Origin of the sequence: Bacteroides salyersiae (assembly GCF_031172035.1) — a bacterium.
In the GTDB taxonomy this organism is placed as follows: Bacteria; Bacteroidota; Bacteroidia; order Bacteroidales; family Bacteroidaceae; genus Bacteroides; species Bacteroides salyersiae.
Genome location: NZ_CP133452.1, coordinates 3865309 through 3890224, shown reverse-complemented (window position 1 = coordinate 3890224; position 24916 = coordinate 3865309). Strand labels below are relative to the sequence as shown.

At 50.5% G+C, this 24916-nt stretch carries 22 protein-coding genes; 15 read left to right on the top strand and 7 right to left on the bottom strand.

The window, feature by feature from the left end:
* Positions 1–2 precede the first annotated feature (2 nt).
* The 5 genes from RB604_RS14465 to RB604_RS14445 all read left to right on the top strand — a co-directional run bounded on the left by RB604_RS14465 (position 3) and on the right by RB604_RS14445 (position 7045).
* Positions 3–2237 (top strand): GumC family protein, encoded by a 2235-nt coding sequence (locus tag RB604_RS14465; RefSeq protein ID WP_055294670.1) that lies wholly within the window; start codon positions 3–5, stop codon positions 2235–2237.
* On the top strand, positions 2227–3597 hold the full coding sequence (locus RB604_RS14460; RefSeq protein ID WP_021936190.1) for an O-antigen ligase family protein: 1371 nt from the start codon (positions 2227–2229) through the stop codon (positions 3595–3597). The genes RB604_RS14465 and RB604_RS14460 overlap by 11 nt, the downstream gene beginning before the upstream one ends.
* On the top strand, positions 3588–4493 hold the full coding sequence (locus tag RB604_RS14455; protein WP_055294667.1) for a glycosyltransferase family 2 protein: 906 nt from the start codon (positions 3588–3590) through the stop codon (positions 4491–4493). The genes RB604_RS14460 and RB604_RS14455 overlap by 10 nt, the downstream gene beginning before the upstream one ends.
* A gap of 67 nt (positions 4494–4560) precedes the next feature.
* The gene (locus tag RB604_RS14450; RefSeq protein ID WP_055294665.1) at positions 4561–5829 is read left to right on the top strand and encodes a glycosyltransferase family 2 protein; all 1269 of its coding nucleotides are present in this window, start codon (positions 4561–4563) and stop codon (positions 5827–5829) included.
* 70 nt (positions 5830–5899) lie between these two features.
* Positions 5900–7045, top strand: coding sequence for a glycosyltransferase family 4 protein (locus tag RB604_RS14445; RefSeq protein ID WP_055294662.1), 1146 nt, complete (start codon positions 5900–5902; stop codon positions 7043–7045).
* Here the strand turns inward: RB604_RS14445 and RB604_RS14440 are convergent.
* From RB604_RS14440 to RB604_RS14430, 3 genes are all read right to left on the bottom strand, one after another.
* A complete protein-coding gene (locus RB604_RS14440) occupies positions 7008–7445 on the bottom strand; it encodes an N-acetylmuramoyl-L-alanine amidase (RefSeq protein ID WP_007480831.1) in 438 nt (145 codons plus the stop codon). The two genes, RB604_RS14445 and RB604_RS14440, sit on opposite strands and share 38 nt — an antisense overlap.
* 23 nt (positions 7446–7468) lie before the next feature.
* Positions 7469–7714 (bottom strand): hypothetical protein, encoded by a 246-nt coding sequence (locus RB604_RS14435; protein ID WP_005932210.1) that lies wholly within the window; start codon positions 7712–7714, stop codon positions 7469–7471.
* A 397-nt stretch (positions 7715–8111) separates the two neighbouring features.
* Positions 8112–8603 (bottom strand): HU family DNA-binding protein, encoded by a 492-nt coding sequence (locus RB604_RS14430; RefSeq protein ID WP_007480825.1) that lies wholly within the window; start codon positions 8601–8603, stop codon positions 8112–8114.
* Between the two features lie 226 nt (positions 8604–8829).
* Between RB604_RS14430 and RB604_RS14425 the strand changes: the two genes are divergently transcribed.
* Positions 8830–9087 carry a DUF4248 domain-containing protein gene (locus RB604_RS14425; protein ID WP_021935383.1) on the top strand — a complete coding sequence of 86 codons (258 nt, stop codon included), beginning with the start codon at positions 8830–8832 and terminating at the stop codon, positions 9085–9087.
* A gap of 31 nt (positions 9088–9118) precedes the next feature.
* On the opposite strand, the gene RB604_RS14420 is transcribed toward RB604_RS14425, so the two are convergent.
* The 4 genes from RB604_RS14420 to RB604_RS14405 all read right to left on the bottom strand — a co-directional run bounded on the left by RB604_RS14420 (position 9119) and on the right by RB604_RS14405 (position 15120).
* A complete protein-coding gene (locus RB604_RS14420; protein WP_195558432.1) occupies positions 9119–10840 on the bottom strand; it encodes a PD-(D/E)XK nuclease domain-containing ATP-binding protein in 1722 nt (573 codons plus the stop codon).
* Between the two features lie 329 nt (positions 10841–11169).
* Entirely contained in the window at positions 11170–12096 is a 927-nt protein-coding gene (locus RB604_RS14415) for a PD-(D/E)XK nuclease family transposase (RefSeq protein WP_195558438.1), read from the bottom strand.
* 133 nt (positions 12097–12229) lie between these two features.
* Positions 12230–14047, bottom strand: coding sequence for a DnaB-like helicase C-terminal domain-containing protein (locus RB604_RS14410; RefSeq protein WP_055294658.1), 1818 nt, complete (start codon positions 14045–14047; stop codon positions 12230–12232).
* Positions 14048–14238: 191 nt separating this feature from the next.
* Entirely contained in the window at positions 14239–15120 is an 882-nt protein-coding gene (locus RB604_RS14405) for a DUF7833 domain-containing protein (RefSeq protein WP_224203028.1), read from the bottom strand.
* Between the two features lie 114 nt (positions 15121–15234).
* On the opposite strand from RB604_RS14405, the gene RB604_RS14400 reads away from it, so the two are divergent.
* The 9 genes from RB604_RS14400 (at position 15235) to RB604_RS14360 (ending at position 24877) form a co-directional block, all read left to right on the top strand.
* The gene (locus RB604_RS14400; protein ID WP_005932229.1) at positions 15235–15555 is read left to right on the top strand and encodes a hypothetical protein; all 321 of its coding nucleotides are present in this window, start codon (positions 15235–15237) and stop codon (positions 15553–15555) included.
* Between the two features lie 406 nt (positions 15556–15961).
* On the top strand, positions 15962–17026 hold the full coding sequence (locus RB604_RS14395; RefSeq protein WP_055294656.1) for a glycosyltransferase family protein: 1065 nt from the start codon (positions 15962–15964) through the stop codon (positions 17024–17026).
* A complete protein-coding gene (locus tag RB604_RS14390; RefSeq protein WP_007480809.1) occupies positions 17016–18473 on the top strand; it encodes a lipopolysaccharide biosynthesis protein in 1458 nt (485 codons plus the stop codon). The genes RB604_RS14395 and RB604_RS14390 overlap by 11 nt, the downstream gene beginning before the upstream one ends.
* A gap of 29 nt (positions 18474–18502) precedes the next feature.
* On the top strand, positions 18503–19672 hold the full coding sequence (locus RB604_RS14385; protein WP_005932237.1) for a glycosyltransferase family protein: 1170 nt from the start codon (positions 18503–18505) through the stop codon (positions 19670–19672).
* Positions 19669–20418: a glycosyltransferase family 32 protein gene (locus RB604_RS14380; RefSeq protein WP_055294654.1), complete on the top strand. Its 750-nt coding sequence runs from the start codon at positions 19669–19671 to the stop codon at positions 20416–20418. The genes RB604_RS14385 and RB604_RS14380 overlap by 4 nt, the downstream gene beginning before the upstream one ends.
* Before the next feature lie 16 nt (positions 20419–20434).
* Complete coding sequence (locus RB604_RS14375) at positions 20435–21286, top strand: glycosyltransferase family 2 protein (protein WP_055294652.1); 852 nt, start codon at positions 20435–20437, stop codon at positions 21284–21286.
* A gap of 19 nt (positions 21287–21305) precedes the next feature.
* Positions 21306–22076, top strand: a complete 771-nt coding sequence (locus tag RB604_RS14370; protein WP_005932244.1) for a class I SAM-dependent methyltransferase — start codon at positions 21306–21308, stop codon at positions 22074–22076.
* Positions 22077–22086: 10 nt separating this feature from the next.
* Positions 22087–23589, top strand: a complete 1503-nt coding sequence (locus RB604_RS14365; protein WP_055294646.1) for a polysaccharide deacetylase family protein — start codon at positions 22087–22089, stop codon at positions 23587–23589.
* Between the two features lie 64 nt (positions 23590–23653).
* Positions 23654–24877, top strand: a complete 1224-nt coding sequence (locus RB604_RS14360; RefSeq protein WP_007480804.1) for a glycosyltransferase family 2 protein — start codon at positions 23654–23656, stop codon at positions 24875–24877.
* Positions 24878–24916 lie beyond the last annotated feature (39 nt).

Below are 24916 nucleotides of genomic sequence, written 5' to 3'. Positions count from 1 at the left end.
CCATGGACTATATACTTTATATCTTTCGTGCCCTATACCGCAAAATGTGGTGGATCATCCTGGGAACAGCATTGGTCACCGGGCTGGTGATCTACAAAACCAAAGGAATGAGGGGAGGTTATAACGTTGAATCGACTTTGTATACAGGCGTCGTTTCCGGGTATAGCATTGAAGAGAACAATGCCGGTGTCAATTGGGCCATTGCCCAAAATGCCATTGACAACCTGATTCACATCATTGAATCCGAAAGCACCCTGAAACGTGTTTCAATGCGTCTGTTCGCACGCGTACTCGTAAAAGGGAGTCCCGACAGAGACCAGAACGAAATCACTGCCGCCAGCTATAATTACACCTATAACCACATGAAAAACAGTAAGCATGGGAAAGAACTCGTTGCATTGATAGACCGGAGCAGCGAAGACAAAACCATGGAAAATTTCATGAAATACGAAAAGCCGGACGCCGATAACTATATTTACGGTTTATTCTATTATCAGCATCCTTATTATAGCTATGGCACATTAAAGAGAATTTTAGTGACGCGTTTGGGAAACAGCGACTTGCTGAAAATCAGTTATTCGTCGGGCGATCCGGGCATTACTTACAATACTCTTGAGATTCTGATGAAAGAGTTCGTCAATGAATACCGTGTTCTTCGTTATGGCGAGACCGATAAGGTGATTGAATATTTTAAATCGGAACTGAACCGCATCGGCGGTGAACTGGCGAGACATGAAGACGATCTCACCAAATATAATGTGGACAACCGTATCATAAACTATTATGACGAAACCAAGGAGATAGCCGCCATCAATAAGGAATTCGAGTTAAGAGAGCAAGATGTGTTGTTCGCTTATAACAGTTCGAAAGCGATGGTTGAAGAGCTGGAACGGCAAATGGATGAAAATACCAGACAAGCTATCACAAACCTGAACCTGGTGGATAAACTGAGGGAAGCTTCAGACCTTACCGGAAAAATCACAGAAATGGAAACGGTTTCCAATACAGATACCGGTTCGGACCAGCGCTTGGAAGAATATCGGGGGGATCTCGTCAAAACCCGGAAGGAATTATCTGATATTTCCAATCAGTACATCAGCGGCAAATACACCAAAAGCGGCATCGCCAAAAACAACATTGTAGAGCAGTGGCTGGACCAGACGCTGCTGTTCGAAAAAGCCAAGGCAGAGCTCAGCATTATCCAGAAAAGCCGTAGCGACCTCAATGGCAAATACGTGTTTTATGCTCCCGTAGGCACCACGATCAAGCGCAAAGAACGTGTTATCAACTTCTCCGAGCGCAACTACCTGACCACTCTGCAAAGTTATAACGAAGCATTGATGCGAAAGAAGAATCTGGAGATGACGTCGGCAGCCTTAAAAGTTCTGAATCCTCCGGCCTATCCCCTATCTCCGGGTGCCAGCAACCGCAAGAAGATTGTAATAATGACTTGTGTTGCCACTTTTCTGTTACTGTTGGCTTTCTTCTTATTGGTGGAATTCATAGATCGTACTTTGCGTGATTCGATCCGTGCCCGTAAGTTGACCGGATGTCAAATATTGGGCGATTTCCCCTATTCCAGACGTTCTACTCCATATAGCCAAATATATGAGAGAGACTCGACACGTTATCTCAGCAACAGCATCTTCCGATTCTTTACGGACCGGAAGAAAGGTGAGCCATATATTCTGAATCTTCTCAGCGTATGTCCCGGCAGTGGCAAGACCTACATAGGAGAACATTTGGAAGAATATTGGAAAAGTATCGGCATCAACGTGCGGAGGATCTCTGCGGGAACAGACTTCAATGCTGATTCTTCGCAATATCTGTTAGCAACCGGCATCAATGAGATATACACCCCCGGCAATGAGGATGTATTGATCGTAGAACATCCGGAATTGAGACAAATCAATATCCCTACACCGTTGCTCCGCAACGCCCATATAAATTTGATGGTAGTTTCGGCAACCTATGGCTGGAAATCGATCGACAGGATCTTGTTGCGGAAACTGGAAGCCCAGATTGAAGGTAAACCCTACCTGTGCCTGAACCGTGCACCGAGATACGATTTGGAGAATTTCACAGGCATGCTTCCTCCTTATACCCAATTGCGGAAGTTGATATATCGCTTATCGCAGTTGGCGTTGACGGAGACCTTCATCCAATGGAAAGGCATATGGAAAAGAAAGCGGCAACCTTGTCCGTCCGCCATAGACAAAGAGAACGATGACGACTGATAACGGCGAAGACAACAGCAGATACACCCCATTACAGACCGGTCATTCCGAGTCTGGTTTCTATGTATTGTTTGCCCTCCAGTTCCTGTTGGTTGCCGCCAGCATGTTTATGGATGTCAAGACAGGAGCTTTTACGCTGATCCTTGTTTTGATCATGACATTCGTCATCTTGGTGCGTTGTTCGTCGCAGGGGTTTGATATGTCGAGAGCCAAAAACGGCATGATGTGTCTTTTTGCGGTGACCGGTGTGTTTTATTTTCTGGAGATAGCCAACCCCAACAATGTGCAGGAAGCGTGGAATATCGGTATCACCCATTACTGGCTCTACCCTTTTGCGCTCTCCTTGATTGTTCCGATAGCTATTCGCGACCGTAAAGGCATTGAATGGCTGTTGTTCATCTGGTCGGTCTTCATCCTGATAGCCACCCTGAAGGGATATTGGCAAAAGAATCACGGGTTCAGTGTCCGCGACCGTTATTTCTTATTTGTGCTCGGAGGATACCGCACTCACATCATCTGGTCGGGAATCCGCTATTTCTCTTTCTTCTCCGATGCCGCCAACTACGGTGTGCACTGTGCCATGGCCCTGACCACATTCCTCATTTCGGCTTTCTATGTCCGTCGCGGATGGATGAAAATCTATTTTATCCTCATCGCCCTCGGTGCAGCCTATGGTCTGGGGATTTCGGGCACGCGTGCGGCAATGGCTGTCCCCTTGAGCGGAATGTTAGTATACGCCGTCCTGTCCAAGAGTTGGAAAAGCATTATCATCAGCTTCGTTGCAGTCGGTGCTATCTTTTCCTTTTTCTATTTTACGACGATAGGCAGTAGCAATCAGTATATCCGCAAGATGCGGACAGCTTTCCGTCCTACCGAAGACGCTTCTTATCTGGTGCGGGTAGAAAACCGGAAAAGAATGAAAACGCTTATGGACGACCGCCCTTTCGGCTACGGCATCGGGCTGGCCAAGGGCGACCGTTTCCCCTCCAAAGAGCGGATGCCTTATCCGCCCGATTCCTGGTTGGTAAGTGTATGGGTAGAAACCGGAATCGTGGGATTGGTTCTATATCTTGCCGTGCATGGTGTGCTTTTTGCATGGTGTGCCTGGATATTGCTGTTTAAGATCATGAGCAAGCGGCTGCGCGGACTCTTGGGCGCGTGGCTATGCATGAACGCCGGTTTCTTTGTGGCTGCCTATGCCAATGATGTGATGCAGTATCCCAATTCAATCGTTGTATATACCGGATTCGCCCTCTGTTTCGCAGGCCCTTATCTTGACAAAGAGATGCGGAAAGAGGAAGAAGACGAAGAGAAAGCCAAGGAGAAAAAGAAAGAAGAAAAAGCGACTTTATGGACATAAAAGAAACACCGGTCATCTCTTTTATCACAATTTGCTACAACGGGTTGGCAGATACATGTGCACTGATCGATTCACTGCAAGCTGCGGTACATTCGGTCAGTTATGAAATCATTGTCGTGGACAATGCTTCGCGCCAGAACGAGGCGGCTGTCATCAGCCGGCGTTATCCCTTTGTCAAGACGATACGCAGCAAGCGGAATTTGGGTTTCTCCGGCGGCAACAACTTAGGAATCAGAGAAGCCGGAGGAAAATATATTTTCCTCATCAACAACGATACCTATATCACTGATGACGGGCTCCCGGCCCTCATCGAACGACTTGAAAGCCATCCGGAGATCGGTGCCGTATCACCGAAGATTCGTTTTGCATTTCCTCCGCAACATATTCAGTTTGCCGGATTCACCGCATTGTCTCCTGTCACGCTGCGCAATACGGGCATCGGCTGCGGTTGCCCGGACAACGGAGCATACGACACGGCCAGCCCCAGCCCCTACCTCCACGGTGCCGCCATGCTGGTCAAGCGTGAAGTGATAGAACGGGTGGGGCTTATGCCCGAAGTGTATTTCCTTTATTATGAAGAGTTGGACTGGTGCACGGCCATGACCCGCGCCGGATACACGCTGTGGTATGAGCCGCGTTGCACCGTATTCCATAAAGAGAGCCAGAGTACCGGGCAACTCAGCGTTTTGCGCACATACTACCTGACGCGAAACAGACTGCTGTATGCCTGGCGCAACCTGAGTGGTGCGGACCGCCTGCTTTCATTGGTTTACCAGATGACGTTTGCCGCCACAAAGAACAGCCTGCAGAATCTTTTGCAACGCCGTGTCCGGCAGGCCGGTGCGGTATGGAGAGGAGTTTTCGGATTCATCATTTTGCCCGGAAAGCAAAGTTGAAGTCCTATAAATGACCGTTATGAATATAAACAGCCATGACTAACAAGAATACAATGCCGTGACGAACATGAATGCCGTAATTTATATAATCGATTGGATATTATTTGTGCCATTGGCATTCTGCGTGTCCTACCTGTTGTTTTATGCCGTCGCTTCGCGCTTTTACCGCTCGCCTCAATATCCTGCAGCACGGAAACAACACCGCTTCGCGGTACTCTTTCCGGCTTACAGGGAAGACCGGGTAATCGTGAATGCCGTGCAGAGTTTTCTCGGGCAGGAGTATCCCGCGGAGTTGTATGACGTCATTGTCATCTCCGACCAGATGCAGCCGGCCACCAACGATGCGCTGCGGCAGCTCCCCATACACTTGCTGGAAGCCGATTACACCGACAGCTCGAAAGCCAAAGCTCTCGTGCTGGCAATGGAGCATATAGCCGGCGACGCTTATGACATCGTGGTGGTGATGGATGCCGATAACATCACGACAAGCAATTTCCTGTCGGAGATGAACCGTGCCTACGACTTCGGCTTACCGGCCATCCAGGCGCGCCGTACAGGCAAGAACCTGAATACGGATGTCGCCATGCTCGATGCCGTCAGTGAAGAGATCAATAACGGCATATTTCGTAGCGGGCACAATGCCGTAGGGCTTTCGGCCAGCCTGTCCGGTTCGGGAATGGCATTCGATGCCGGCTGGTTCCGTCGGAATGTGAGGCAACTCCAAACGGCAGGTGAAGATAAGGAACTGGAGACGATGCTTTTAAGGCAGAATATCCATATCGGATACCTGCAATACCTGCCCGTTTATGATGAAAAGACCCAGAAGACGACTAATATCAAGAACCAGCGCAAACGTTGGATAGCAGCCCAGTTCGGTGCCCTGGCAACGGTGTTGCCGGATTTGCCCAAAGCGTTCATGCAGGGCAATATGGATTATTGCGATAAGATATTCCAATGGATGCTTCCTCCCCGGTTGCTGCAATTGGCGGCCGTTTTCGGGCTGGCTTTGGTGGCTTTTATCGTCTGCCCGCCGGAGGCGAGTATCAAATGGGGGATACTCGTCTTAGCCCAGATAATGGCCATGCTACTGCCTATCCCTCGAAAGCTGCTGAACAGACAACTGCTCAAAGCAGTGTTGAAAGTTCCGCAATTGGCATTCGTCATGGCAGGAAACCTCTTTAAGCTAAAAGGAGCTAATAAGAAATTCATACATACAGAGCATGGAGAAGGGGAAAGAGAGAGAGAAAGAGAAGGGAGAGTGGAGAGTGGAGATGGGAGATGGGAGAAAGAAGATGGGAGAAGTGCCATGCAGCGTAAGGATGGTGCGGATCACTAATTATTGCCATTAATCATTTATCACTAATCATTTGTCACTAATCACTAATCATTTTTATCACAAATCAAACATGAAGATTGCCATTGAAGCCCAGCGTATATTCCGTCCCAACAAGCATGGGATGGATTTTGTGGCTCTGGAAACGATCCGGGAGCTGCAAAAGATAGATCATGAGAATGAATATTTCATTTTTGTCAGTCCGGGGCCGGACCACTGCCTGAACGATTCGGACAATATGCATATCGTTGAACTGCGTTGCCCTTCGTATCCTCTATGGGAGCAGGTAGCGTTGCCCCGTGCTGTGGCGCGCGTGCGTCCCGACTTGTTGCATTGCACGAGCAATACGGCGCCGGTCAAGTGTCCGGTACCGCTTGTGCTGACGTTGCATGACATTATTTTTCTGGAAAAGCGGCAATCGTCCAGCCGTTCGTTGTATCAGGAGATGGGCTGGCATTATCGCCGTCTGGTAGTGCCCCGCATCCTGTCGGAGTGCAGGAAGATCATCACTGTTTCCAATTTCGAATGCAACCGGATCCGTGAAGCGCTCAATCTTCCCAAAGACCGGCTGACGGCAGTCTACAACGGATACAGCCCGCACTTCAGGCAGATGCCGCCGGCACCGGAAATCGTACATAAGTATGTCCCGTCAGACGACTACCTGTTCTTTTTAGGAAATACAGACCCCAAAAAGAATACGCCGCGTGTGCTCAAGGCATATGGCTTGTATCTGCGACAGTCGAAGCATAAACGTCCGCTATTGATAGCCGATCTGAAAGAGGAAGCAATAGACGGAATACTTTCAGCAGAAGGAATAAAGGAGGTAAAGCCTTATCTCAGTTTTCCGGGATATATTCCTAATGCCGACCTGGCAGCCCTTTACAACGGCGCATTCGCTTTTCTGTATCCTTCGCTTCGCGAAAGCTTCGGTATTCCGATGCTCGAATCGATGGCATGCGGTACTCCTGTCATTGCCGGAAACACATCGGCCATGCCCGAAATAGCCGGAGAGGGGGCACTGCTTGCCGATCCTCTGGATGAAAATGACATAGCCCGCAAAATACTGCTGCTGGAAGAGGATGATACTTTCTATCAGCAACAAGTAGATTACGGGCTGGAGCGCGTCAAGCTGTTCTCATGGAGAAAAAGCGCGGAGGCGCTGCTGAAAATTTACAAAGAAATCATAATTCACAAACCTCAAAGCAGGGGCATTCTTTGATCCACTCTTCGGGTTCTATCTCCCCGTTTCCGTTCAGATCGGGGCTCAGGTCGCGATGACCGCAGACGCGGCTGCCGGGATAGTCTTTTAAGAGTTTACCGACCAGTGCTTTGAGCGATTGTTTCTGGGCTTCCGTGCGGGTATCTTTGGCTTTTCCTTGGCAGTCCAGCCCTCCTTCATAGCAGATGCCGAGGGAGTTTAGATTGAAGCCGCGCACGTGGGCGCCTATCTTCTCGATGGGGCGCGTGGCTTTGACATCACCGTTTTTTCGGATGTAAAAGTGGTAGCCGGTGCCGTTGAATCCCCGGCGGCGGTGGCACACTTCCAAGTCTTGCTCCGTAAACGTACGGTCTTCGCGGGTGGCCGAACAATGAATGACGATCAGGTTGATTTTTCTCATCGGTGTCTCTCCTCCTCTCCTTTTTATTTGCGTAATTCGCACTCCGTATTCCGGCAACGCTGTTCGCGCAACGAGAAGATTTCCGCATGCATCTCTTTTACTTTGGCGCTTAAGTCAAAATAATCTTTCAACGCTTTTTCCAGTTGCACCATCAAGAAACCGTATTGATCGGTTATCAATTCACTGAATTCTTTCGCCGTTCCTTTCTTCCGAAAGAACGGCAGGATTGCCACGAGGCATTCCACTACTTTCTCTATTATCTTTTTCATTTTGAATAATTAAATAATTTGCCAATGTGCCAATGTGCCAATATGCCAATGTGCCAATTGGCTGCGCTATGGGTTAAATAATTTGTCAATGTGCCAATATGCCAATGTGCCAATTGGCTGCGCTATGGGTTGAATAATTTGCCAATTTGCCAATGTGCCAATATGCCAATTGGCTGCGCTATGGGTTGAATAATTTGCCAATGTGCCAATATGCCAATGTGCCAATTGGCTGCGCTATGGGTTGAATCATTTGCCAATATGCCAATGTGCCAATGTGCCAATTGGCTGCGCTATGAGTTGGATAATTTACCAATATGCCTGCTGCGTATATTCTAAAAAACACAGCGCAGCAATTGGCACATTGGCACATTGGCACATTGGCATATTGACACATTATTTACGCTGCCGGATCTTCCCCTTCTCCGTCTCCGCCGCCATTGCCGTTGTCGTTGCTTTTTGCGTCGGGCGATACGATTTCGAAACTGATGTTATTGTTTCCGCCACGCGTGTCGGCTGTGGAGTCATTCACGAGACGCAGCGTATTGTCTACCTTGAAGCGGAGATTGACACGTTTGATATTCTTCACTGTGCAATCCTTTTCCACCTCCACACCGGGACAGGTCAATGAGGTATAAAAAATACCCAGACCGTCTACTTTCACTTTATCGCCGGATACGAGTACCTTCCGCATGGCGCGTACGAAAGATTTCATCACATGGATCACGTCTTCTACAGACAGCGAGCCGATGGCTTCTATTTCGCTGGCCAACAGGTCGATGGTATATATCTTCGCATCTCCGGGTTTGGGTCTCAGCAGATAAATCAGAGGTGAATTCTTGTCACCGATCTTTTTGTTGCGCGAGTAGCGCACTACAGGAACTGTTATCATATGTGTGGATACCGGAAGGGATAAGAGCATGGAGAAGACGTTTCCTCCACTCTGACTTCCGATATGACAAAGATAGGGGATGCGAAAAGGATGAAAACAAGCAACATCGGACAACTGCGCACAACTGCATGATAAATCGGATAACGTCGTAATAAAGTGAGAAAACACTTGCTGATTACCATATAAATCATTATCTTTACATGGTAATCATACTGTACAATATTCAATGAAAGAGGAAGATAAGTCACAAAAAAAAGAGCCGGAGGATGTCCTTTTCCGGTATCGGAGTTATGGAAAGAGCGAGTTGGCTTCGCTCTATCTGCCAGATATCCTGCCGGGCAGTGCCATGAGGGAATTCAACGAATGGATAGCCGCCTTTCCGGGATTGATGGAGGCTTTGTATGCCACCGGACTGGCACGGAAGTCAAAACGTTACACTCCGGCACAAGTCAGGCTGATAGCGGGGGCGCTGGGGGAACCGTGAGGAAATGGGAGATCTCCCATCTCCCATTTCTTTATGTTTCCCAGCATTTCCATCCCCGGTTGGCACAGATGTAAACCACATATGTGCGCACCTTGTAGTTGGGGAAATGCCGCAGTGTGTCTTCGGCATAACGGTGCACCTGCTCCACGTGTTCGGGCAGAGGTGCATCCAGTTCTAACATCTTTTCCGCCTCTTTGGCTTTGTAATATTTGAATTCCACCAGGCGGTCGTCCGTGTAGTAATCCGTGCCCGGTATGCCGGTCATTTCGAAGTCGGCGCGTCCTTCCGAATTGTTCTGTTCGATGGCGAAGGTATAGCAACTGCTCAGGTAGCGGGATACCAACTCGAAGAAAGAGCAACGGATGAAATTTTCATTGATCTTGTCGAACACCTGCGCGGGGAACTGGCCGAGGTATTGCTCGAAATAGTTCCGGACAAGCGATTCGAAATCACGCTCGTCGACGAAGCGTTCGTAAGTGGGGACATACCGGTTGGCGCCGCCGTCTATACGGTTCAACACGTTGTAGTAGTCCATGTAGATGCTGCGCATGGTCAGGTTGGGGAGCGTCATGCGGAAACCGTTCTGCAGGGTTGTCATACCGAGATAGAAAAGGCTGACGGGATAGAAATTCTTGTCGAAGAACTTCTGCTTGTTGAATTTGCTGGAGAGGTCGGCTACGTTGTAAGCCAGTCCGTTGTCTATCACTAATGCATCCAGCATGGCTTTCGAGTTTTCCAGCGAGAGGGTGAGCCGTCGCAGCCAGCCGATGTCGGTGCGCAGGTTCTCGTCTATCATCTCTTCGGGAACTTCACCGTGACGGGTAGCAAAGTTTTTCAGAAAATAGGTCAGTATCGTTGCATTGAACAGTTTTTCTCCTTTGGGGCTGAAACGGTAGCCATCATAGTTGTTGACGATGAGCTGCCATATTTCATCGTAGCGTTCCTGGCTTCCGGTATACTTGTCGAGCACGTAGCGCAGATAAGCATCCGCTTCGGCATGGGTAAAGCCCAGCATGTTGATGAAATCGGGATGCAGTGTCAGTATCTCGGCGATGTTGTATCCACTGGTCAGATCGTCCATCGTTACGGGCAGCACACCAGTACAGAAACAGGTGCGGATGCTGCCCTCACCGATACCTGCCTTGATTACTTTAAAAAAGGTGCGCAGGAAACTGTCGGCGGTGGTTACTTTCTCGTAAAGTGGGTCATTGTAAGAGGTCAGTAACTGGTTGGTGAAGTTGTCGTATTCGTCTATCAGAATGTAAACCGGAGGCAGTCCGTGTTCACGGGCATAAGTCAACGCTTCTTCCAGCATCTGCGCGGCATTTTCGCGGGTGGAAAACTGAAAGTCTCCGAAAAGGTCACGGTTGTGTGTCACCATGATTTCCACGGGGCCGCGATTCAGAATATTGAAGTTCTTCTCCAGCCCTTCCATGCTATCCGCCATCACCATTTTCGAGAAGTCGTAGCGGGCGATCATGTACCGGTTGCGCTCCGGTGTGGGATGGCTTCCGATGTATGTTCCGCCAAAGAGATCCTCAAACCGGTGGGCCAAGGTACGGTCGTAATAATGCGCCAAGGTAGATACCAGCAGGCTCTTCCCGAAACGGCGGGGACGCAGGAACACGGGGGCTTTATAGGCCTCGAGACGCGGGATGTAATCCGTCTTATCCACATAATAAAAGCCACGGTCACGCATTTCGGCATAGTTGGCCACGGCATAGGGAATCGTTATACTTGCTTGAATTTTCATATCAGTCACAATTTATAAAAAGCCTCTCCCCAGCCCTCTCCGCAGGAGAGGGAGCAGGGAGATACTCCTGCCTATATTAACTACTAAACTAACTCAGCTCCCTCTCCCACGGAGAGGGTTGGGGAGAGGCTCTTCCCACGGAGAGAGCTGGGGAAAGGCTTTTCCCGCGGAGAGAGCCGGGGAGAGGCTTCCAACAATTACAAAGTTACAAAACTTTTTCGTATTTACCCCGGGGCCGGTATAAACTTTTATCCCTCATGTTTTCCCTTTTCCTCCTCTCCCCTCTCCATTCTCCCCCTCTCCATTCTCCCATCTCTTATCTCCCTCTCTTATAGTTTTTTTATCTCGTCAATAGGCAGACCCGAAATTTGGGCAATGGTTTCGTCAGGAAGATTTAGTACGTTTTTCATATTACGGGCAATGGTAATTTTACTTTCTTTACGGCCTTCCTGAAGTCCTTCTTCGCGCCCTTCTTCGCGCCCTTCTTCACGTCTTTCCTGAAGTCCCTCCTCACGGGCTGTTCCCAACACATCGTTTTGTATCATGATTGCATCTATGTGCCGGTCATAGGCCTGCCGCTCTGCAGGTTCCAGATTATAGTAGATCAGCTTTCTTCTCGCTTCCTCCAGTCCCGGTGCTTTGGTATCGGGACGTATGATGCCGGTTTTGAGATACTCGATCCACTCTTCCAACGGGGTGACTGCCGATTTATTGAACTCATTGACGCGAATGAGGAAATATTCGGGAAAGATCTCGGCCGGCAGCTTCCTGACGATGACTCCTTTCTCCTTGGTGGTCACTTGGAGGAAATCTCCGGTATGCACTCCCACGAAAGTGTTCTGACCGTGATACAGGTAGTCGTTGCCCTGCCCTATGTCAACCTGCCCTATGTCAAAGTAAAGGATACTGATGGAATATACCTTTTTGACATCCGAGTAAATGCGTCCCAGTCCGATATGCTCGGTGATGGTTTTGGCCACTCCGTAGAGGATACGTTCCAGATAATAAATCTCGCGGGTATTCTGTATTTCTACAATGATAATTTCGTCCTTACTGTTGCGGGCTTTGATGTCTACCCGGTTGAACTTGTCTTCCGGACTCAGCTGGTTGCTTTCGCTCTCAAGAATCTCCAATATACGGATATTCTCTCCCAACAATACGGTAAGGAATCCCTCGAGCACCCCAAAATTAGCCTTATTCCTCAACAGGCGCTTCGCCGCCCAGTCAAAGCGTATGTATCTGTCTTTCTGTTCCATATTCATATCCTCCGTTTTCTGCAAATATACGCAATAAAAATGAATGATGATTTATGAATGATGATTTATGAGTTATGATTTATGAGGTGCGGGGTGTGAATTACGTCCACAAAAATAAGTCATAATTCATAAATCATAATTCAAGAACCCCTTCTTCCGTGTTTTCCGGCAGCCAGCAGGCATTGTCGAACCGGGTCTCCCGCACCCTCCGTTCGGGTGGGGTCTGGGGAGACTTGTCCTCCTCACAGGGCAGATAGCGGCCGGACACGGGATCGTAGACGAATTGCGCTTCTCCCGGATGCCCCAAGTGCTTGAATTTCACTTTCTCCACATGGATGCGCACGACGCCCGTCGCATCATCCCGCTCCACCACCACTCCGAAATCGGCCTTGTTGTAAAAATCGGCCGAACCGTTTATGTCATACATTTCCGGTCGGGGCGTCTGCCCTGTTATCGCATTGCGGTTCATCTTGCGCGGATGGGCCACGAGCACTACCAGGCAGTGGTTTCGGGTGGCAAAGCCGGAGAGCCGGTTGAGCAGGGTCGAGAGATATTGCGTTTCGGTCTGTCCGGGCCGCATGTCGTGTTCGATCCGGTTCAAGGGGTCGATGACGAAGATGCGAATCCCCCGCCTTGCCACCAGTTCCCTACCCTTCGACAGGATGGCATCCACCGTGAAGTCCTCTTTGGGCAGGATATGGCATACGTGCTTTGCCAAGTAACGGGTGATACGCTCGTAAAGCCCCTCCGTCATTCCGAGACCGGGCTGGAAACGCCGGGCGGTGAGCTTCTCCGCCAACTTGCGGAGGTGGTAGACGATCGGGATGTTCTCCGGACTGAAGAAGCCGGCCGGCCAGTCGTGGCGCAGGCAAAGGCGGAGGACGAGCTCGTCCACCCATTCGGACTTTCCGGAGCCGGGAGTTCCGGTCACGATCAGCAGGCGCTGCAATTCGAGGGTGCAGAGACTGTCGAAATTCTCCCATCCGGTCTCGGCGCCCGGACCGAAGCCGTTTTCGTAAAGGGCACGCAGCTCCACGGCAAGATCGTCGGCCGTGAAAGCGCCCTCAAGCGGCACCTCTTCGGCTTGCGACAGGGCGATGCGGAGACTCTCTACGCCATACTTCACCAGATGCTCGTTGGCATCCTTACACTCCGGCCCGTAGGTGACGATGCGGCAGCGTTCGGGGCCGAAACGGCGGAGAAGTTCGGCACGCAGCTTCAAGCCTGCGGCATCGGTATCCACGGCGATGTAGATGAGCCGTTTGTTCTCGAAATGGCTCTCCACAAAACGGTCGAGCCAGGTGAGGTTTCCATTGGCGCCGGAGGGCACGGATATCGCATCCGCACGGCCGGTGGCGAGGAAGGAAGCGGCATCGAGCTCGCCCTCGGTGACGATGCATTCGGGGGTATCCGCGATGGCGTCGATGTTGTACGGGATAAGCTCGGCACCGGCGACCATCTTGAAATGCTTGGCGCCGCTACGATACTTGACATTGACCAGTGCACCCTCTTCGAAGTAGTTGAAACAAAGGCAGTTCTCCTGCTGTCCGGTCTGCGGCATCGTTTCCGTCTGTTCCGTGAACCGCAGCGCGGCGATGACGGACTGGGGGATGCAACGCTCTTCCACCAGCCAGCGCTCCATCCGTTCGGAGAGCAGCAGCGCGGCGGGATTGAACGTCGGGCGGCGGAAATGTGCCGGCACGGAAGAGGAGGAAGAGGCGGTTTTCCGCTTGCGGGCCTGCCGTTCTTCGCGTTCGCGCAGCTCGGTTTCGTCGGGCACATGGGCGCTCCATCCGCAATGATGGCAGTGGCACAATCCGGTGTCGAGGTTCACGGAAAGGGATTTGTCGCGTTTGTTGCGCCGCAGGTCGTGGCACTGCGGACAGTGAGTCTTTATTTTGCCGCCGGTACGTCCGGAGGTTTCGATGTTGAAAGAATGAAAATTTCTCATATTTGGAAAAAGGCCTCTCCCCGGCCCTCTCCGTGGGAGAGGGAGCAGGGAGATACTCCTGTTTATTAATTAATTAAATAATTGTTTGCTAAACTAACTTAGCCCCCTCTCCCACGGAGAGGGCTGGGGAGAGGCCTCCCACGGTTCTTACCGCCCCTAATCACCGTTTCCGGCACTTGCAAGGACGGTGCTCAGCGTGTCCATGCCTCCGTCTGGTCGTCCCACACCGCCCATGAGTTGGGGCGTGGCGGTGCATCGGCCGGAATGGGGCGTCCCATATAAGTGCGCTGCTCTCCGGCCAGCGTCTCGTAGCGGTAGGGATCGTTTTCTTCTCCGGCATCGGCCGTAATTTGCAGTTGCTTCACCGCCTGCCGCCCTTCATCGGATTTCATCCAGTACATGAACCGCCGTTTGGCATCGCTCAGTCCGGTCACCGTGTGCTCTTCGCCCCGCAGACGGAGAAAGGCGGTAAACGACGGGAGCAGTTGCGGCAGATCGGCGGCGAACTCCACTCCCCGCCCCGACAGGCGTGCCATGTCTTCGCACCACACCTGTTCGGAGGGCAAAAGGGCGATGGCTTCATCCATCGAAAGAACTCCCCTCACACGCTCTCTTGTGAGAGAGTTATTTTCTTGTTCTTCTCTTCTCTGCTCTTCTTTACGCGCGTTATGCAGGAAACGGGAGTTGATTATCAGCGCATTATCCTCCAAGCTCCCCCCGAGTTCCTTCGACATCTCGTCACGTTTGCTCAAGAAATTCTCCATTCTTTTTATCAATCCGACAGAAAAAAACATGCCGTTTTCTTCCGAAAAAAGATCATAGTTTTCGATAACGCGAACCACCACCGTTTTTTGCGTGTACCCCAATCTTGACACCAAGCCTGCGGTCTCGGTGACAGGCAGGCTAAAATCTGTCTGCAGCCGCAACAGTTCAATCAAAAGCCAATAGACGCCATATCCTCTCGCCCCTTCTTTTTGGAGAAGTTTTGCTAATTTCGGGTTGGTAGCCGAAGGGGCGTCGTGCTTGAAATAAAAATTCTGCTTCATAAATATATTTTTTAATGACGGACACAAATATCCGGCAGCAAAGCTCGGAAGTTGTTTTCATATATCTGTTACGGTTTTTAGTAACAAATATTTCCTTTTTATTTTGTCACTTTGCACGGTTATTTAAAAAGTGAAATCATTATGAAGAAAAAAAAACTTAAAAAAAGAATCATTTACCAGAGTGATACCGACATGATACGTCGGACAGTTCAGGAAATCAGCCGGATAGCTGGAAGAAACCTTTTGCTCTACCGGTGTCACTGCCATCTCACCCAACGGGAAGTCTACTATCAGACCGGAATCAATTACCCTTTGATCTCCAATTATGAAAAAGAGATAAAAAACATGTGCGTCTACTCGTTCCTGATCACTTTTTATCGGGATACGTGCAGGTATCTCGAGATAGGCGATCCGGAAGGGATCGTACAAATTTCGAACAAGTTGCTGGAGATACTGTTTTAAAGCCTCTCCCCGGCCCTCTCCGTAGGAAAAGCCTCTCCCCAGCCCTCTCCGTGAGAAAAGCCTCTCCCCAGCCCTCTCCGTGGGAGAGGGAGCTGAGTTAGTTTAGTGACCGATTAATTTAATATTAGTGACCGATTAATTAATAAACAGGAGTATCTCCCTACTCCCTCTCCTACGGAGAGGGCCGGGGAGAGGCCCTCTGGGGAGAGGCCCCATTATTTATCAATAATCCGCTAATCCGTACCGGTTTCTTTGAATTTATCGATTATTATGCTTAAATTTGCCTTTATTATAAAAGGCTGTTTTGCTTCTTAATTCCGGAATGAGGGAGGTTATGGATTAAGAAAAAAGACAAACTCCGATTTTTTATTCCATTAAAAACGAATTTCAAGAGAAACCCATCTATATGAAAGTGTTAATTGTATTCAGAGAAGACGACACAGACAATCTCTTCGTCCCTGTACTCTGCGAAGCCATCCGCAAGCAGGGCATCGACGTGCATTGTTCCGGCCGGGATTTCTGGGAAAAGGATGAACCTTATGACATCATCCATTTTCAATGGCCCGAAGAGGCGGTGGGATGGAACTGTACGGACATCTCCGTGATAGACCGTCTGCGGCAGCGCATACGCCACTTCAAAGACGGCGGGAGCAAGATCGTCTATACAAGGCACAACGCCTGTCCGCACTACAATGCCAATCCGGTCATCCGGCAGGCATACGGGCTCATCGAATCGTGCAGCGACGTAGTGGTGCATATGGGGCGATACAGCAAGGAGGAATTTGGAAAGGCGCATCCCGGCAGCCGGAATGTCATCATCCCCCACCATATCTACGAAAACACCTACAACGAAAACATCTCACGCGAAGAAGCCCGCAGGCACTTAGGGCTTCCGGCCGATAAAATGATCATCACCGCTTTCGGAAAATTCCGCAACCGCGAAGAGATCCGCATGGTGCTGGACGCCTTCTCCGCCTTGCGGAATAAAAGAAAGTTCCTGCTGGCCCCCCGGATGTTCCCGTTTGCCAAACATCCCGGGCAGCGCAATCCGCTGAAAAGGCTCCTTTCGCTGGCCGGCTACTACCTCGTACCGGCTCTGCTCCGCCTGAGAAACATCCGGGCAGGCGCCAACGGCGAACTGATCGACAACGACGAGCTCCCCTACTACATCGCCGCGTCGGACGTGATATTCGTGCAGAGGAAACGGATACTGAACTCGGGCAACGTCCCTTTAGCTTTCCTGTTCCGGAAAGTGGTGGCAGGCCCGGACAACGGGAATGTGGGCGAACTGCTGCGCGAGACCGGAAACCCGGTTTTCTCTCCCGACGACAACGCCGGCATCGTACGTGCGCTGGAACAGGCCGGACGGCTGGCGGAACAGGGCAAGGGAGAAGAGAATTACCGCTACGCCCGGCAGCATATGAATCTCGAGGTGGTGGCAAACGCATATATCGACGCTTATGGCAAGTAATCTCAAGCAACAGCTCTTTTCCGGTGTCTTCTACACCGCGCTCGCCAAGTATAGCGGCATCGTCATCTCCCTCGTCGTGGCCGGAGTACTGGCCCGCCTGCTCACGCCCGACGACTTCGGCATCGTAGCCATCGCCACGGTCATCATCGCCTTTTTCAGCATCTTCACCGACATGGGCATCTCGCCCGCCATCGTGCAGAACAAGGCATTGACGGAGAAAGACCTGTCGGACATCTTCTCCTTCACCCTCTGGATGGGCGCCGGCCTTTCGGTACTTTTCTTCGCCGCCTCGTGGCCCATTGCCGCCTATTACGAAAGCCCCATCCTGCGCACCCTGTGCCAACTGCTCTGCGTGAACCTCTTTTTCGCTTCGGCCACCATCGTGCCCAACGCCCTGTTTTTCAAGAACAAGGAGTTCAAGTTCATCGCCCTCCGCAGCTTCGCCGTGCAGGTGGCCAGCGGCACGGCCGCCGTCATAGCCGCCTTGAACGGCGCGGGACTGTATGCGCTGATCATCAGCCCGATCCTCTCCAGCATCCTCCTTTTCATCATCTCGCTGAAACGCTACCCGCAACACCCCGCGATGACGCTCGGATGGGGCGCCCTCCGCAAGATATTCTCCTACTCCGCCTACCAGTTCCTTTTCAACGTCATCAACTACTTCAGCCGCAACCTCGACAAGCTGCTGATAGGCAAGTACATGGGCATGTCGGAGCTGGGATATTACGAGAAGTCATACCGCCTGATGATGCTGCCGTTGCAGAACATCACCCAAGTCGTCACCCCGGTGATGCACCCCATATTCAGCGATTACCAGAACGACCTGAACCGGCTTGCCTCGGCCTACGAACGCATCCTGCGCCTGCTCGCCTTCATCGGGATACCGCTCAGCGTGCTGCTGTTCTTCACGGCCGAAGAGGTGACGCTGATCATCTTCGGTCAGCAATGGCTGCCGTCCGTGCCGGTGTTCCGCATACTCACGCTCTCGGTCGGCGTACAGATCATCCTCTCCTCCTCCGGAAGCATCTTCCAGGCTGCCGGAGACACGCGCAGCCTGTTCGTCTGCGGGGTATTCTCGTCCGTGCTCAATGTGACGGGGATGCTGCTCGGCATCTTCTGGTTCGGCACGCTGGAAGCCGTGGCATGGTGCATCGTCACCACGTTCTGCATCAACTTCATCCAGTGCTACTGGCAGATGTACCGCGTGACGCTCCGGCGAAGCATGTGGACACTGCTGCGCCAGTTCACATCGCCCATCATTGCAGGCATGCTCATAGCGGCCGCCCTCATCCCGCTACATTACTTGACAAACAACGGGAATATTTTTCTCACGTTTATATTGAAAAGTATCGTAAGTTTCACTATCTTTGGGATTTATATACAAATCACGCGCGAGTATGACCTGATGGGAAAGATACAAAAAATAGCGCACAAACGAAAAAAGTAAAATAACTAAAGAAATCCTTAAAGCAAACAATGAAATTATTATTTCTTATCTTTCACGGATTTGACGAAGCAAACGGTATCAGCAAAAAAATCCGATACCAGACAAAAGCACTGCGCGAATGCGGGGCGGACGTACGGATGTGTTATTACCAGATCACAGACGACGGCAACCGGCGTTGGATGGTAAACGATGAAGTGATAGCCGATCTCGGATCGGGAAAGATGGCAAAGGCCAAAAAAAGGTTTTTCTTTCGTCCCATCTGCGAGTATGCGCAACGCGAAGGCATCGAGCTGGTATACATCCGGTCTTTTCACAACGCCAATCCTTTCACAATCAACCTGATAAAAGAACTTAAACGGCAAGTGAGGCATGTGGTCATGGAAATCCCCACGTATCCTTATGACCAGGAGTACGCCAGCACCGGAATGAAGCTGAAACTCTACATCGACCGCCTGTTCCGCAAAAAACTGGCGAAGCAACTGGACGCAATCGTCACCTTTTCAGCAGCAAAAACCATTTTCGGCATTCCGGCCATACGCATTTCCAACGGCATCGACTTCGATGCCGTGCCACTCAAGCAGCACATGAACGACACTTCGGACGAACTGCATCTGATAGGGGTGGCCGAAGTGCATTATTGGCACGGATTCGACCGCCTGGTGCGCGGACTGGCCGCCTACTACGACCGCGGACGATCCTACAAAGTGTATTTCCACATCGTAGGCGAACTGACGGGCGAACGCGAACGGAAAGAAATACTGCCCCTCATCCGTGAACACGGGCTGGAACCCTACGTCATTCTGCACGGAGCCCGGCATGGCCTCGAATTGGACGAGCTCTTCGAACATGCCGATTTCGGGATAGGCAGCCTGGGCCGCCACCGGAGCGGCATCACCCACATCAAAACATTGAAAAACCGTGAATATGCCGCACGCGGGCTTGCGTTCGCCTATTCGGAAACCGATGAGGACTTTGACGACAAGGCATACGTGATGAAAATTCCGGCGGACGAGACAGCAGTGGACATCGACGGCATAGTGGCCTTCTGCCGGTCGCTGCCGATGACCGGCCGGGAGATACGCGACAGCATCGGAAATCTGTCGTGGAAGTGCCAGATGCAGAAAGTATTGTGCGAAGTAGTGCCGTGCACGAAGACGCCGGCACTGCCTGTTCCACCTCAAAACATCAGAAAAATATGATACCCAAACGAATACACCTCTGCTGGCTGAGCGGCGACCCTTATCCTCAGAAGATACAAAAATGCATCGACAGTTGGAAAGTCCATCTGCCGGACTATGAAATCATGCTATGGGACTTGAAACGGTTCGACATCGCGCAAGTGCCCTGGGTAGAGCAGGCCTTTCGGGTCAAGAAGTATGCTTTTGCCGCAGACTACATCCGCCTGTACGCCCTCTACAACTACGGCGGCATTTATCTGGACTCGGACGTGGAAGTCTTGAAGAGCTTCGACCCGTTGCTGGATCTCCCCTACTTCGTCGGTGCGGAAAACGCAGGCACGATCGAAGCCGCCATAATCGGGGCCGAAAAAGGATGCGACTGGATAAAGGCCTGTCTGGACTACTATAAAGGAAGAAATTTCATACAGGAAAACGGACAGATGGATATCCGCATGCTGCCGGAAATCATGAACGAAACCATCCAGCGCTTCAAGCCGGTGGTCAATCTGACGGACAGCAACATCGACGCACTGAAGGGCCTGGATATGGAAAAAGCCGTATATGTGCTGCCCAACGATTTTTTCTCTCCGAAGATATTCGACTCCAGAGAGGTGATCGTCACCGGCAACACCTATGCCATCCATCACTATCAGAATTCCTGGTTCTCACACCAGGCGTTCATTTACTACCGCACGAGAACCTTCTTTATAAAGTTATTCGGATACAATTGTATCCGGCGCATCGAGAAACTGATTCTAAAAAGATAACCTCAAAAAGCAGAATATGAAGAAATGGTACAGCAAATATCTGCAAGTCTACGAGAAACCCTTCTCCTATGTACCGGCAGCAGTCGTCGAAGAAGTACGCGGCAAACTGGCCGGATTGCAGTCCGAACAGCCACTGGTCACCGTATCCCTGATCGGATACAATGAAGAACGGCATCTGCTGGCCTGCCTGTGGTCGCTGAGCGAGATGCAGTGCCGCTATCCGGTAGAAATCATCGGGGTAGACAACGAATCGAAAGACCGCACGGCCGAGATATACCGGGCCACCGGAGTGCCTTATTACACGGAAACGCGGCACAGCTGCGGTTTCGCACGCCTGTGCGGGTTGAACCATGCAAGGGGAAAATACCACATCAACATAGATTCGGATACCCTGTATCCGCCCCGCTACGTAGAAACGATGGTGGAAGCCCTCGAACGTCCCGGTATCGTGGCCGTCAGCTCACTGTGGAGCTACATCCCCGACAAGGAGCACTCATGGCTGGGACTGAAATTCTATGAATTCGCCCGTGACACGCACCTGTGGCTGCAAGCATTCAAGCGTCCGGAACTGAGCGTGCGCGGACTGGTGTTTGCTTATCGCACCGATCTGGCGCAGAAAACGGGTATCCGCACGGATATCATCCGTGGCGAAGACGGCTCATTGGCACTGGAATTGAAAAAGTATGGAAAGATCGCTTTCGTACGCAAACGCCGGGCACGCGCAGTGACGGGATATGGCACGGTGGGCACTGACGGAACCCTGCTGAACAGCTTTAAAGTACGCGTAGCCGGAGCGATGAAAAACATCGCCGGATTGTTTACTCAAAAAGAAAAATATGAGGATGAGGATTCCAACTTGATAAAATAACCGGTAAAACTCATAAAGTATGAAAAGAAGAACACCATACGACAGAGATAATTTGCACATAAAAAAGAGAGACTGGGTATTGGAAGTCGGTCCGGGACACAACCCGTCTCATCGCGCCAACGTTGTAACTGAAAAGTTTACAGACCAGAATTATCACCGATGTGGAGATATGAAGATCTATCCACACCAGATATTTGCCAATGCGGATGGTGAAAACTTACCGTTCAAAGACAAAGAGTTCGATTATGTCATCTGCAACCAAGTGTTGGAACATGTAGAGAATCCCGAAAAATTTATCAGCGAACAATGCCGGGTAGCATCCCGGGGATACATGGAAACTCCCAGCCTGTTGGGGGAATTTCTATTTCCGAAGAAATCGCACCGATGGATTATACTGGATATAGACAACAAACTCGTACTCTTTGAGAAAAGTAAAATGCCCGACCATTATGAAAATAACTATGGTGAGCTATTCCTGAATTACCTGCCTTACCAATCGTTGATATACAAGCTGCTCTGGTTTACCGAAGGAGACCTGATGCTGAACCGGTACGAATGGGAAGAAAAAATCGATTTCATCGTAAACCCGACGGATGAATACTATCTGCGCTTTTTTACCAAGCCGTGGAACAAAGAGATGGTAAGGAAACTATACCCGCCACGTAGTCCTTTTAAGGAATTACACAAGACCTTTGCTGCGTTATGGTATATCATGTGGACCAAATTCAGGCACAAATTCTTTGAACGCCACCAACCTATACTTTTAAGCGAATATATGAAAAATAAATAAAGCTACAAATATGAACCATAAACTGATATTTTATTGTATCTGTATGTTGCTGTTCACCTCCTGCATAAAACAAATCAACTTGTATACCGGAGATGATGAACAACATGAAGGCGGCAATAATGATGATGACAAGGAAAAGCCTCAGGAACAGACCTATCTTTATCCTTTCGGCAACGAAGTGCAGGGAGATATCACAGCCGGCATCTTCATAAAGGTAAAGGATGCCCCACAAGTTCCACTGAAAGCCGGTATGCCTTGTTTGAAATACAACAAGCCGCTTCTGCTGCTGTTGGTGCAGGACGACTGCAAGCAATCGGCCTACTGCCGCACGTGGGCCGCCATCAACGGAAAGCCGGTATCCAATTCCGACCCGTATCCCACCCCCACCGTTCAGGAACCGGATAAAACGGCACAACTATATTACAACTCCGCCCATCTGAGAAAAGGAGACCTTCCACCCAATGTACTCCCTGCCGTCCGCACTTTGGGAAGCACTGACGGAACGGGGAAAGAGGTCAGGTTCGCATTCACCACCACCCTGTCCGCAGAAGAAGAGTGGATGGACCAAGACGTGGATGTGAATCCCGGATACGAGAAGGATTATTACCGCTTTTTCATGAAAAGAGGGCTGAACTGGGACGAAATAAAAGAGATGCTGAACTACGGTGTCGGAATCGCCTTTCATGATGTAATGGCCGAAAATGTAAACGACGTGGAGGAAATCAAACAGCATTACGGCATAGCGCAAAGCAAAATACAGGAACAACTGGCAGGGAGAAAATGCAAGATGCTGGCCCGCCCTAATGGAAACGACACCTATATAGATGCCGCCCTGCAATATGAAGATATCCGAACTATGGCAACCGAATCGAACGGAGAAGACTTATACCCGTTCAGAGCAATAGAGAGCCTGGACAAAGTGGCGCTCAACAGATCGTTCGAAGAGGTACAGGAAAACATAAAAGACGAAATACGGCAGCAACGAAGAGCACCCGAGAGGAACCGCAAAGCCGTCCATATAGGCGTGCACAACACCGACAATGACTGGATAAAGTTGCTCGAATGGATCAATGATAACTACGGGAAAGACGGTGACGACTCCGTCTGGTTCCCCTCACAGGAAGAGTATTACGAATACAATTATTATCGCACGCACGGAAATGTGAAAGTCGAACAGACTGACGAACATACCATCAAGCTGACCGTACACTTGCCAATCGGGGAATGTTTCTATTACCCTTCGGTCACCGTCAATCTGAGCGGTCTGAAAAAAGAAGATATCGTTTCCGTCGAATCGGATGATGCCGTCAGCGGGCTTTCCTACAATAACTTCGAAGAAGGAATCATGCTGAACATCGACTGCCGGAAACATTTGGCAGAACATGCCACCCACTTTGTAGAGCAATACGAGAAAGACCGAAGCAATGCCTTCAACAAAGCGGATGCCCTCTACTTCGTGGGGATGCTGAAAGACTCGGAAAGAAAAACCGCATTACTTAATAGAATACAATAAAAATAATTATCCGGCAGAATAATATAATGAAACAGATATGCCATGAATACAAAAAATATATACCATGAATAATTCCCTTTGGATCGAAATCATCTTTTGGACAGCCCTTTTCATCGTGTTCTACACCTATTTAGGCTATGGCATCGTGCTCTGCCTGCTCGTCAAGCTCAAAGAGCTTTTCGTGAAGCCCGTGAGACGCGTGCTGCCGGCAGCAGACCGGGATCTGCCCGAAGTGACCCTTTTCATCACCGCCTTCAACGAAGCGGACATCGTAGACGAAAAGATGGCGAACTCCCTCGAACTGGACTATCCCGAGGAGAAACTGCACATCGTGTGGGTGACGGATGGCAGCGACGACGGCACGAACGAGCGTCTGCGCACCCGTTGGGAAGGGAAAGCCACCGTCTTCTTCCAACCCGAACGGCAGGGAAAAACCGCCGCCATGAACCGGGGGATGAAACTGGTGGATACCCCTATCGTCGTGTTCACCGACGCCAACACGATGGTGAACCGGCAGGCGGTCCGCGAAATCGTGCTCGCCTTTGAAGATCCGCGCGTAGGCTGCGTGGCCGGAGAAAAACGCATTGCCGTACAGGCAAAAGACAATGCCGCCTCCGGAGGAGAAGGCATCTACTGGAGATACGAATCCACCCTGAAAGCGCTCGATGCACGGCTGTACTCCGCCGTAGGAGCTGCGGGAGAATTGTTTGCCGTGCGCCGGGAGCTGTTTGCAGAAATGGAACGCGACACGCTGCTGGACGATTTCGTACTGTCGCTGCGCATCGCCATGCAAGGATACATCATCGCCTACTGCACGGAAGCATATGCCATCGAAAGCGGTTCGGCAGACATGCGCGAAGAAGAAAAACGGAAAGTACGCATCGCCGCCGGCGGACTGCAATCCATCTGGCGGCTACGCCCCCTGCTGAACCCGTTCCGCTACGGAATACTGAGCTTCCAGTACGTATCCCATCGGGTGCTGAGATGGTCCGTCACCCCTTTCCTGCTGTTCCTGCTGCTGCCGCTCAACGTGCTGCTCCTGCTGATGAAGGGGCTTGCAGGTGATTCCTGCACCTTGTACGGTGTCCTGTTGGTACTTCAAATCCTGTTCTACGTCCTCGGCCTGTGGGGTTACTATCTGTCTACCAAACAGATAAAGAACAAGCTCCTGTTCATCCCCTACTACTTCCTCTTCATGAACGTCAACGTACTGAAAGGAATCGGCTACCTGAAGAAAAAACGCGGAACAGGCGTGTGGGAAAAAGCCAAAAGAAGTTCCGAATCATGATTCATAAGTCATAAGTCATAAATCCTATAAATCTATACA

Excerpts from the sequence above, each read along its gene's own strand:
- RB604_RS14435 (WP_005932210.1), bottom strand. The coding sequence starts at position 7,714 with ATGAAAAAGATAATAGAGAAAGTAGTGGAATGCCTCGTGGCAATCCTG.
- RB604_RS14360 (WP_007480804.1), top strand. The coding sequence starts at position 23,654 with ATGAATAATTCCCTTTGGATCGAAATCATCTTTTGGACAGCCCTTTTC.
- RB604_RS14440 (WP_007480831.1), bottom strand. The coding sequence starts at position 7,445 with ATGAGAAAAATCAACCTGATCGTCATTCATTGTTCGGCCACCCGCGAA.
- RB604_RS14370 (WP_005932244.1), top strand. The coding sequence starts at position 21,306 with ATGAAAAGAAGAACACCATACGACAGAGATAATTTGCACATAAAAAAG.
- RB604_RS14425 (WP_021935383.1), top strand. The coding sequence starts at position 8,830 with ATGAAAGAGGAAGATAAGTCACAAAAAAAAGAGCCGGAGGATGTCCTT.
- RB604_RS14365 (WP_055294646.1), top strand. The coding sequence starts at position 22,087 with ATGAACCATAAACTGATATTTTATTGTATCTGTATGTTGCTGTTCACC.
- RB604_RS14410 (WP_055294658.1), bottom strand. The coding sequence starts at position 14,047 with ATGAGAAATTTTCATTCTTTCAACATCGAAACCTCCGGACGTACCGGC.
- RB604_RS14400 (WP_005932229.1), top strand. The coding sequence starts at position 15,235 with ATGAAGAAAAAAAAACTTAAAAAAAGAATCATTTACCAGAGTGATACC.
- RB604_RS14420 (WP_195558432.1), bottom strand. The coding sequence starts at position 10,840 with ATGAAAATTCAAGCAAGTATAACGATTCCCTATGCCGTGGCCAACTAT.
- RB604_RS14415 (WP_195558438.1), bottom strand. The coding sequence starts at position 12,096 with ATGGAACAGAAAGACAGATACATACGCTTTGACTGGGCGGCGAAGCGC.
- RB604_RS14460 (WP_021936190.1), top strand. The coding sequence starts at position 2,227 with ATGACGACTGATAACGGCGAAGACAACAGCAGATACACCCCATTACAG.
- RB604_RS14465 (WP_055294670.1), top strand. The coding sequence starts at position 3 with ATGGACTATATACTTTATATCTTTCGTGCCCTATACCGCAAAATGTGG.
- RB604_RS14430 (WP_007480825.1), bottom strand. The coding sequence starts at position 8,603 with ATGATAACAGTTCCTGTAGTGCGCTACTCGCGCAACAAAAAGATCGGT.
- RB604_RS14385 (WP_005932237.1), top strand. The coding sequence starts at position 18,503 with ATGAAATTATTATTTCTTATCTTTCACGGATTTGACGAAGCAAACGGT.
- RB604_RS14390 (WP_007480809.1), top strand. The coding sequence starts at position 17,016 with ATGGCAAGTAATCTCAAGCAACAGCTCTTTTCCGGTGTCTTCTACACC.
- RB604_RS14455 (WP_055294667.1), top strand. The coding sequence starts at position 3,588 with ATGGACATAAAAGAAACACCGGTCATCTCTTTTATCACAATTTGCTAC.
- RB604_RS14380 (WP_055294654.1), top strand. The coding sequence starts at position 19,669 with ATGATACCCAAACGAATACACCTCTGCTGGCTGAGCGGCGACCCTTAT.
- RB604_RS14445 (WP_055294662.1), top strand. The coding sequence starts at position 5,900 with ATGAAGATTGCCATTGAAGCCCAGCGTATATTCCGTCCCAACAAGCAT.
- RB604_RS14450 (WP_055294665.1), top strand. The coding sequence starts at position 4,561 with ATGAATGCCGTAATTTATATAATCGATTGGATATTATTTGTGCCATTG.
- RB604_RS14375 (WP_055294652.1), top strand. The coding sequence starts at position 20,435 with ATGAAGAAATGGTACAGCAAATATCTGCAAGTCTACGAGAAACCCTTC.
- RB604_RS14395 (WP_055294656.1), top strand. The coding sequence starts at position 15,962 with ATGAAAGTGTTAATTGTATTCAGAGAAGACGACACAGACAATCTCTTC.